The organism is Streptomyces sp. NPDC002309, from assembly GCF_053593375.1.
Window position 1 is genome coordinate 1 of sequence record NZ_JBSFCI010000082.1, and the last position, 10,743, is coordinate 10,743.

Annotated in this window: 2 protein-coding genes and 1 pseudogene; 2 read left to right on the forward strand and 1 reads right to left on the reverse strand. The window is 61.7% G+C overall.

The genetic code is table 11. The features are described 5' to 3' along the window. Nucleotides 1-358: 358 nt before the first annotated feature. On the forward strand, nucleotides 359-4,390 hold the full coding sequence (locus tag ACWCPM_RS34085; protein WP_450980148.1) for a Tc toxin subunit A-related protein: 4,032 nt from the start codon (nucleotides 359-361) through the stop codon (nucleotides 4,388-4,390). Continuing rightward, on the forward strand, nucleotides 4,390-10,392 hold the full coding sequence (locus ACWCPM_RS34090; protein ID WP_450980149.1) for a toxin TcdB middle/N-terminal domain-containing protein: 6,003 nt from the start codon (nucleotides 4,390-4,392) through the stop codon (nucleotides 10,390-10,392). Before ACWCPM_RS34085 ends, ACWCPM_RS34090 begins: the two co-directional genes overlap by 1 nt. Before the next feature lie 41 nt (nucleotides 10,393-10,433). On the opposite strand, the pseudogene ACWCPM_RS34095 reads toward ACWCPM_RS34090, so the two are convergent. After that, nucleotides 10,434-10,743 (reverse strand): annotated as a pseudogene (locus ACWCPM_RS34095) (hypothetical protein); the annotation flags it as partial.

Below are 10,743 nucleotides of genomic sequence, written 5' to 3' on the forward strand. Positions count from 1 at the left end.
ATTTTAGCCGAGTTGAACTCCACCGGCGCCAGCACGTAACCGCGGCAACAGGGTCTCCTGGATCTCGGTTGGCTTCGCTACCCCGAGCTACCAAGGGGCCCTGTTCTCATGCCCGCGGCCAGCTGCGATCACCCGATCGAGACTCCCGTCGACGCACATCCCTCAAGATCGGAACGACAACTGCCTCTGCGATCCGCTCGGCAACCCGGCTGGAAGACCCATTCCGCCAACCAGCGGGACGGATCGGGGCGAGCTGATCACCTGATGAGAACGCCGTTACGGCTGACGGATCGAGACCAACTAGCACGGTGGCCGCGGGAGGCTTAGCATGAGTGTGGGCGATCATGGTAGGTGCCTTATGGCTCGGAACTACGCTTCAGAGCGCTACTCGACCAAGTTCGTATCCAAGGCAGCAAAGTGGGGCAAGATCGGGAAGTCGGTCAAGGGTAAGTTCCTGAAACCGGCGGCTGAATGGGGCAAGATCGGGCTTGACTCCGAGGTCCCACTTGAGCCCGAGGTTCCACTTGAGCAGAAGGTTCAATTTCTACTCCTTGCCGGGAACGACGCGTACAACAGCGGGAAATACCAGACGGCTCTCGACAGGTACTTGGCCGCCTGGGCGCTGTTTCCGCAGTTTCTCTACTCTCCGTTCTTTGTCCCGCTCTATGCTGCAGGCATCGGGGACGGCGAACTACCTGACCTGGACGTTGATCAACTGGCAGAGGTGTCCGCGGCGATTCATCGTTATCGCCCTATCGTTGAGAGTGCACCAATTCCCTTGCCCAGTGGTCCGCCGTCGGAACTAGTCGAACTCACCGAGCACTACACGGGAACTACAGGTCTTGCGAAGGAGCGGGCGACAGCGGCAGCGTTCTTCGCGCATGTTGGAGAAGTGGAAACAGCTCACAGTTTGATGAATGAAGCGATCCATCTTGCTGACAGCTTGAACGATCAGATCCGGGTAAGTGCGATAGCCGGTGTGATGGCCATGAGAAATGGGGACCTTGATCAGGCTCAAGGCGTCTTCCGTCAACTCAGGGACGGTTTGGAGGAGTTGGGCGATCGTTCGGCGGTTGCCGCCATGGATCACAATATGGGTGTGGTCCATGCCCTGAACGGCCAGGACGGCGACGGTGCCTTGGTTCACTTCGCCGCGGCCGCCAACCGTCTCCCTCGAAGCCTAGACTTGAGCATCACTCAAGGCTTCAACTCTGGTACGGCCGTCACGCGTCCTGCCGGGGCAGAGGGCCTCCCCTTTCTCATCTGTGAACCCGGCGGGACTTTCACCGAAGTCCCCAGCGAGCGGGTCGCCAAGCCGGCCGATACCATCCGGGTGGCAGCGGGCTCATTCTTTATCACAGTTAGTCTCACTACGGGGGGCGGCGAGCTGATAGAGAACATCCTGGAGCCACGTGTCGATGCAACTTCACTCGACTTTCTACGAGTCCCTGTGGAATTGCTTCCTCAGTTCGTCTCGTACCTACCCCATGTCCGCCGTTTCATCCTGCCCCTTGCTTTGGGCGACACCTACTTCGCGCTCGGGGATTATGAGCGGGCCGCGAGATACTATCTCGAGGTCCGCGACTATAGGTACCTCAACCACGAGATTGAACGGCCGATGCTGTGGACTCGACTTGCCCGAACTTACCTCGCGTGGGCTGACGAGTTGTATCGGCAGCATAGCGATGCGGCTGCGCGTGTTATGTACGAGCACATCGTTTTTATTCGTACTGATGGATCGTTCGCACTCGACGGTCCTCTTTATGAGGGTGGATTCACGCCACTCAAGGACGAGACGTTGAGATTTCTACAGGCATCCGATCGCCTAAATTTCAACGACATTGATTACAGTCGAAGGGTCATCATCCTGGAGGCCTTGAGTCAGCTTTCTCAAATCCTTCGAGGAATGAACTATCTCGGCATCGAAGAGAATATCATCCCTATTCACGACTGGCGCTACCTGCAGAACTCGGCGCGCTACTTTGCCAGTCAGGCAATCCAGGCGGAGCGGGCTTATGTGAATTTCAAGAGCACGGCGGAGAAGGAAGAGTTGACCCGAGTGCAACTCGAGCAGAATGTGGATGCTCAAAGGTCGGCCAAGTCCGTGGAACACGAGAAGCTGAAGGCCGCACGTGCGCAGGTCAATGTCGCACGTCTCAATCAGAAGCTGGCTGGCGAACGCATCCGCCTTGCCGGGGATCAGTGGGTGGACTACGTCCGGACGGGCAAGAAGGCAGCCTACCTGGATCGGGTCACCGCCTGGGTGCAGGGGAATCACGGACTGGAAGTGGAAGTCCATCCTGAAGTGTGGGAGATCATCGGTAATGTGCCTGGTGCGGTCAATGGCACCGCCAGCGCTGCAGGTGTCGTGGCTGCTCTGTCCCGAGCTAGGAGCGAGCTCAGTATGGACTCTGAGCTGCGGAGCATGAACCGCAAGCTCACCGAACTCCGAGCGGCGGAGAGAATTGTCGATGGGGAGGTTGCCGCCGCCGAGAGAATGGTCAATGTGGCCAAGTCCCAAGTCGAATTGGCGCAACTTCGGGTTCAACAAGCGCGCGCCCAGCTGGAATTCTTTGACTCACGCGAGTTCACGCCCGAGCTATGGGAGAACTTGGCGCGTGCCCAGCATAGCCTGTCCAGGCGCTATCTTGATTCAGCAATGCGAGCCGCGTTCCTCATGGAGCGGGCCTTCGAGTTCGAGTATGACACTGAGGTTAATCGAATTCGATTCGACTACGCCAGCAGCGCGTTGCATGGACTGTTGGCTGGTGATTTCCTGCTCGCCGATGTTGATCAGTTTAGCTACGACCGTTTGGTGGAGACGGAGAAGCGTGTCCCTGCCAAGGTGGTGGTCTCGCTGGCCGATCGGTATCCGTTCCAGTTCTACCAAGGGTTTCAGCGCACAGGGCGAATCGATTTCGAGACGTCCCTGGAGGATTTCGATCAATGGTGTCCGGGGTCGTTCCAGCGAAAGTTGCGCCGCGTCGAAGTGGTGGTCGAGGGTCTCATCGGGCCGCAAGGCGCCTGTGGGACGCTCACGAACTCGGGAGTGTCCTACGATCGGGGCCGCGAGGGCCAGCGCCGTATTCGCCTCCAGAAGCCGGAGACCATGGTCCTGTCCCGCTTCGACATGCGCAACGACGGTGTTGCCTTCGTGATTGACGAGGAACAGGTACTGTCGACCTTCGAGAACAGTGGGGTCGCCTCCGGTTGGATTCTTGACTTCCCCCCGTCGTCGAACGATCTGGATTACCGGACCATTACCAACGTTTACATGTTGCTGTACTTCGACACCTACTACAACGAGAGCGTGCGAGATCTCGTGCGTGCCGAAATAGCCGCAAGCGAATCTTGCGAGTACAGCATTGGCCTGGGTGTGAGGGAACATTTTCCCGATGAGTTCTTTGCACTTCAGAACACTGGCGAGGTCGGATTCGAGCTACGCTCGGGATTCTTCCCTCGCCATCACGTCAACCCTGTACTTCGGGACCTCTACATGGTCATCGACGTGCATCCGGAGCCTCCGGTGAGCGGCCTGGTGACGAAGATCGAGGCGGTGGATGCCGAGGTGTCTGCCAGCCAGTCCACCGATACTGACGGCATGATCTGCACCGGCGACGAGGACGAGGACGAGCCACTCAATGTGCTCCGCGGCGTACCGCTTTCCAGTCGGTGGAATATGCAGATCGACCGAGCGGCCAACCAGGAGCTCTTCGACGCAGGCTTTTCCTGGGACAAGGTGAACAATGTGCACCTCTTTGCCGAGTACACTTACACCCCACGCGGACAATCCGCATTCGATCTGGACCTGTCGACAAGTCCACTTGCCAACTTCGAAGTCGTCGACGATCCGAAGGCCATCATCGGAGGCCCTTCGAACTGGTCATTCGACCAGGCCGCCGCGGCAATCCGGCAGACATCACTCATCCACGGCTCCGCCGGCACCGACCAGGGTCCCATCAAGCCTGGGACGTATCTGATACACAAGTCCAGTAGCGGATGGCCACTGCTCAGTGATGTCGTGCTCCGGTGCCAGATGGAGTCAGCAGTCGGGGGCGGCATCGGGGTCGTGTTCCGCTACCAGGACCGGGACAACTTCTACTTCTTCCTGATGGACGCGGGAAATCACTACCGGCGCATAGGCAAGAAGATCGCCGGAAAATTCACCGACCTCGACATCGCCGCGGTTGAGCTGGACGATGGATATATCGAAGACATCACTTGGGAGTTGGCCGTGAGCGCGGTGGGTGATGCGTTCGTCGCATGTCTGGACGGCGAGCAGGTCCTGGCCGGGCGGGACTCCTCGCTCACACGGCCTGGCCGTGTTGGGCTGTATACGTGGAACGACGACAGTGCCTCATTCTTGGGGCTCTCGCTGCGGAGCCCCTGATGCCTCGCGAGAGCGCAACCTCCCCCCAAGCCGTCACGCTTCCCAAGGGCGGGGCCGATGTCCGGGGCCTTGGCGGGGCTTTTGTAGCCGACTACAACCGCGGGACGGGGAGTTACGCGCTCGACCTGCAGCTGCCCCCCGGCGTGGCCGGCTTCGCGCCACATCTTGCGCTGGCCTACAACTCCGGCAGTTCCAATGGCGCCTTCGGTCTGGGCTGGTCCCTGACACTCCCCCAGATCCGACGCAACGGAGAAGTGGGGTTCCTCCGATACGACGACAGCGACCCGATCGTGTTCGATGAGCATGGCGAGCTGACCCGGCTGTCTGACGGGTCGTACCGGCCCAAGGTGGACCGGCTGTTCGCCCGGATCCGGCATACCGACGCTGGCGGCTGGCAGGTGCAGGACCGGCAGGGCGCGACGAAGCGCTTTGGTTTGTCCATGGACTCGTGCATCGTCGACTCGGACGATCCTGCACGCGTGCTGGCTTGGGCTCTCGAGGAGGAAGAAGACCTCAACGGCAACCGCATCACGTATCGCTACATCCGTGACTCCAACAATCTGTACCTGGCGGAGGTGCGGTACTCCATCTACCGAGTCGCGTTGGAGTACGAGCCTCGCCCAGACAGCTGGCACACCGCACGGCATGGGTTCCCGATCGAGACCCGCCTGCGCTGTCACCGCATCGAGCTCCACTGTGAGCGGCTCTCGCCCGCCACGCTCATGCGCAGCTACGACCTGGCCTACACCACTCCGAAGGAGGTCCCGTTCTCTCTTCTCGACCGCATCACACTCACCGGCCATCGAACATGGGGAGGGCGAGAGGAGACGGCCTCTCAGCCGCCGCTGTCATTCTCCTACAGTGCCCTGCCATCGATCCCGAGGCTCCGGACGTTCGCCGCTGACCCTCTCCGTCAGCCGCCCCCGCTTGGGACGGACGGCACCGAGTTGCTCGATGTGACCGGCGACGGCCTGGCCGACGTGGTGCAGCTGGACGGTCTGCGGGCACGCTATTGGCGCAATCGCGGGGACGGTTCCTGGGATCTGCCCCGGACGTTCCAGGACGCTCCGAGCGACGTCCAGCTCTCCACTGCACGTGTCACTTTCGCTGACATGGACGGCGATGGCTGCGTCGACCTGCTGGTGGGCGACGGCACCCATTCCGGTTGGTATCCCAAACGTCCCGGAGGCGGATGGGGCCGCTTCCATCGCTATGACCCGGCCCCGGTGTTCGATTTGAAGGACTCCAACACGCGGCAGGTCGATCTCAACGGCGACGGGGTTGTGGACCTGCTGCGAACCGAGGCCAGCAGGTTCGTCGTGTTCCTGAACGAGGACGGCAAGACGTGGTCGGAGCCGAGGTACATCCCGCGGAACCACGACTCTGAAGTCTTCCCTGATGTCTTCTTCGCCGATCCGGGCGTTCAGCTGGCCGATATGACCGGGGATGGCCTCTCCGACATGGTCCTCGTCCGCTCCGGCGCCGTGTGGTATTGGCCGTATGAAGGGCTGGATCACTGGGGGAAGCGCCCCCGCTGGGGGAAGCGTCGTGTTATGGCGTCCCCACCGGCGTTCGACCGCGATTTCGACCCCAAACGAGTCTTCCTCGCCGACGTCAATGGTGATGGCGTCGCCGACCTGGTCTACGTCGGGCCCGCGACAGTCACGGTGTGGTTCAACCGGCTCGGCAAAGGCTTCTCCAGTCCCCTCCGAATCCAGCACACCCCTACCCCAGCGGGGGCTGATGTCCGGCTTGCTGATCTGTTTGGCAGCGGCGTGACCGGTGTTCTCTGGTCCTACCCATCCAGCCACGACCACGCCCGTAGGGACATCGCTCTGGACCTGTGTGGCGAGCAGAAACCGTACTTGCTGACCGGTATCGACAACGGACTGGGGTGCCGGACCGAGATCATATACAAGACCTCGACTCAGTTCGCCGTTCTCGACCGGAGCGAGGGCCGACCCTGGACTACCTTCCTGCCCTTCCCCGTGCAGGTGGTGTCGGAAGTGAGCCAGCACGATCTGGGGAAGGGCGGGAAGACTCAGACCCGTATCCGCTACCACGACGGGATGTACGACGGACGAGAGCGACGCTTTGCCGGCTTCGGCGAAGTCGACGTCGAAGAAGTCGGGGATGACAGTACACCCGGTCTGCTGACCACTACGCGGTTCGACCAGACCCAAGCCCACGGCCTGGCAGGTAACGGTCGCGCTCTGGCCCTCGCCCGACAGGGATGCCTCCTTGAGACCGTTCAGCGAGAGGCTGGCACGGGCACTGTTCTTCGACGGTCTGTGAACACCTGGGACGCCCAAGTGGCAGCGCGAGGCGCAGACGGCGATCCAGTAGTGGTCGTCCACCGGACATCTAGCGCGGCAGAGGTGCACGGAGGCGATGAGGGCGTCTTGGTCGATTCACATCACTTCACCTACGACGAGGCAGGCAACATCACACGGCAGGAACTACAAGCCAACGGGCCAACCTCCCTGGCTAAGATCATTGACATCGAGTACGCGCGGCTCATCGACGGCCACGCGCTATCGGTTCCGGCCCGGGTGCTGGAGTCCCGTCCTGACGGGGGCATTGTCCGTGAAGTGCGCATGTACTACGACGGCGCCCCCTTCACTGGTCTTCCCTTGGGACGGGCAACCAGGGGCAACATGACGCGGAACAGCATCCGGGTGCTCCCCCGAGAACGCTTCCTCGCTCACTACGAGCCGCAGGGCTACGCCCCCACGGACCTGGGGTATCGGGAGGAAGACGGGGTGGTCTGGACCGACACTTTGCGACTGGCCTACAACTCCCGGGGCAGTGTGATCGAGAGCCGAACCTCGCTCGGCGCGCGAACCACCATCGCCTACGACGTCGATGGCCAGTTCCCCACCTCGTGCACGAACGCCGGCGGCCACACAAGCACCTTCGCCTGGGACGATGCCGCCCTTCAACCACGGCGGGCGCAAGACCCGAACAATGCCCTGACCCAGTTCGGCTTCGACCCCCTGGGCCGAGTTGTCGCCGTCGCCCTTCCAGGCGATACCCCGGACGATCCAAGCGAGACCGCGGAATACCACCTGGAGGCCACACCTCCCAGCGTGGACCTGCGTAAGCGAGTGGGAAACGGAGCAGTATCACACCGTCGTATGGCCTACACCGGCACTGGTGACACTCTGCAGTCGAGGGCGCGCGTCGATGCGAGCACTGTAGCGGTCTCCCCACAGCGCGCCTTCAATGCACGAGGGTGGCTGGCTGAAGAGGGCAAGGCTACCTACTCCGCCAGCATGACCCTCGGCACCTCCTCCACTACCGTAAAGTCGCGGTGCCGCTACGACGCCCTTGGGCGAATCACTGAAGTCCGCTACGCGGACGGCCATCACGACCGCACTGTCTTCGACGCATTCCGGACCGTGCACTACGACGCGAATGACACCGACCCTGCCATGCGCGCCCGCGGCTTCTTCGACACGCCGCGCATTCACCGCCACGACGGCTGGGGGAGGATCACTGGGGTCACGGAGATCCACGATGGTCTGATCACCACGCACGGCTATGACTACGATGAAATGGGACGATTGACCGCCGTTCGGGGGCCTGACGGCACGGCGCTCCTCCGCCAAACCTTCGACCTGGCTGGCAACCGGCTCGAGTTCAAGCACCGCGACGCCGGAACACGCCGCTTCTATTGGAACGCAGCAGGTCAGCTCATCCGAGTCGTCGATGGCGAGGGCGACGTGATCGAACGAGCCTACGATTCGCTGGAGCGGCCCACCAAAGTCCTGGTGAACGGTACGGTCCTCCAAACAATGGCCTACGACGACCCCGGCCGTCTGAACAGCACCGGCAGACTCAGCTCAGCCCATGACGAGACGGGATCGTGGGACTTCGACTACGACGCCCGCGGCCGCGTCACGCGGCGCACACTGCGCGAGGCGGGACGCAGCTGGAGTCTCAAGCACACCTACAACGCCGCCGACGCCATCGAAAGGATCCGCTACCCGGACGGCAGTGAGGTGCGGTACGAATACGACCAAGCCGGCAGGCTGCGGCGGGTACCCGGCTACCTGGAAGACATCCGCTACGACCCGCGGGGACGGCGGACTTCCTGCCGCTACGGCAACGGAGTACGCACCATCCTCGACTACGACACGCGGACGGCGTTCCTGCGGCGCCTGCGCGTGCTCGCCCCCGACGAAACGAAGTTCGAAGACCTCACCTATCACCGCGACAACGTCGGCAACCTGCTGCGGCTTGCCGACAATCGCTCAAGTGGACCAGGTGCCCCCCATCCACGGGAGTTCCAACTCGATGGCCGCTACCGTCTGCTCCGCGTCGTAGGCGGCTCGCCTGAGGGCGGCGTCCCTCCGTATACCCGCGACTATGCCTACGACCAAGCCTCAAACGTCATCCGCTATCCAGCACAACCAGGCTCCGATGCCTGGTACGAGCCAGCGGGCTCGAACCTCATCGCGGGCTTCGTCATGAACGGCACCCCAGAGCGGGAATTCAAGCATGATGCGAACGGAAACATTGTGCAGATGCCCGGACGCGCACTCACCTTTAACGCGCTGGGCAAGCTCACCACCGTGACCGAGGACACCGGCCGCACGGTGAAGTATGCATACAGCGTCTCCGGTGATCGTGTGTGGCGGACCTCCACGGCGGCCGGCACAAGCCGTCGCACCCTTTTTCTAGCCGGCCTCTACGAGGAAGACGACGACGGCACCGTCCGCCGCTACATTCACGACGACCGGACCCCCATCGCCAGGGAAGACCCCTTCGGCCGACTGTATCTCCACTCAAACGATCTTGGCCATCTCACATTGATCACGGACACCGCAAGCACGCCGGTCGGACGACGCACTTATCACCCCTTCGGGGAAATGACCGTCGCCCTCGGGCCGGGCGAGCCACGAGGATTCGGCGGTCGTCTCCTCGACGATGTCTCAGGTCTGTACTTCTTCGGCGCCCGCTACTATGCACCCGAGATCGGACGTTTTGTCAGCCCCGACCCCCTCCTCCTGATGCACCCAGAGGCAGGAATTGCCAACCCTCAGCTTCACAATCTGTACGCATACGGCGCCAATAACCCCATGGCTTACGTTGATCCCTCCGGGCTCTCACTCTGGGGAGCCGTCTTCGGCGGTCTGGCGGGCGGTCTCATCGGTGCAGCCGTCTTTGTGGCAACTGGCGGGAACATCGCCCTCGCTGGCATGCTCGGCGGCCTGGCGAGCGGCGCCGTCTCCGGCGCGATCGACGGCGGGCTTAAAGGCGCTGTCGTCGGAGGCTGCTTCGGTGCCCTCACGGGTCTCATCGGCGGTTCGGTCCTCTGGGGCGCCTCGGCGCTCGGCGGCCTCATCGGCGGCCACGCAGGGCAGCAGTTGGCAACTTTTGTCATGGGTATGATCATGACAGGCGTCAGCCTGGGCTTTTCCGTGGCGGCATTGCCTGAAGGGAACTGGGATGGCTTGGCCCATACGGCTGTTGGCTTCATCAGCTCTTTCGTCGGGAACAGCATCGCTAACACCACCATGATGAAAGGCGTCCTCTCAAATCTGCAAACCTCTCCACGCGTACGCGAGGTTGCGAAAGGTTCGCAGGCGCGCCTGGGAAACAAATTCAACTTTGACGGTGTGAAGTATGAACTCGGCAAAACGCCACCGAATGCTCGGGCGGCGCATTGGGAGAACAAGATCACCTTCAATCAAGATCGATCACACGCTTCATATCTCGAGTTCCGAAGGACCCTCGCCCACGAACTGCGTCACGAGGCCCAGTCGCAGTACTTGCCGAACTTCGAGAAGCCTGGGGGAGAGTGGGATCAGTCGGTCGCCAAATACGGCGAGGGATTGGATAATCCCTATCAGGCCCAGGCTGAAAACTTTGCCATGGAGTTCACCAACTATGCCCCCTACCTCGGAGGGTACAGATTCAACTACTTGCCCATGTCATCTGTGTGGGCCCTACCGTCGGTTTACGAGCATCGCCGCCGCGAGGAAGGGACGCAATGAACCCCTCACGGTGACGTCTCGTGACGGTTCGTGATCTTCGTTCAGGAAGTGCAGCCGTGTTCAAGTTGGAGCAGGGTGAGGGCCGCGGGGTTGAGGCTGACCAGGCGCAGGGCCTTGAAGATGACCTTGAGCAGGGCGTTAGCGCGCTCAGCGATAATGAAGATCTGTAGGTCTTGTGCCTCGCTCTTGAGGGATGTGCGTCGAACTTCTTGGTAGCTCGGGGTTGCGAAGCCAACCGAGATCCAGGAGACCCTGTTGCCGCGGTTGTACGTGCTGGCGCCGGTCGAGTTCAACTCGGAGTTTCGATCGGGTGATCGCAGCTGGCCGCGGTCATGAGAACAGGGCTGTAAC

Coding starts and splice junctions, on each gene's coding strand:
- ACWCPM_RS34085 (WP_450980148.1), top strand. CDS start 359: ATGGCTCGGAACTACGCTTCAGAGCGCTACTCGACCAAGTTCGTATCC.
- ACWCPM_RS34090 (WP_450980149.1), top strand. CDS start 4,390: ATGCCTCGCGAGAGCGCAACCTCCCCCCAAGCCGTCACGCTTCCCAAG.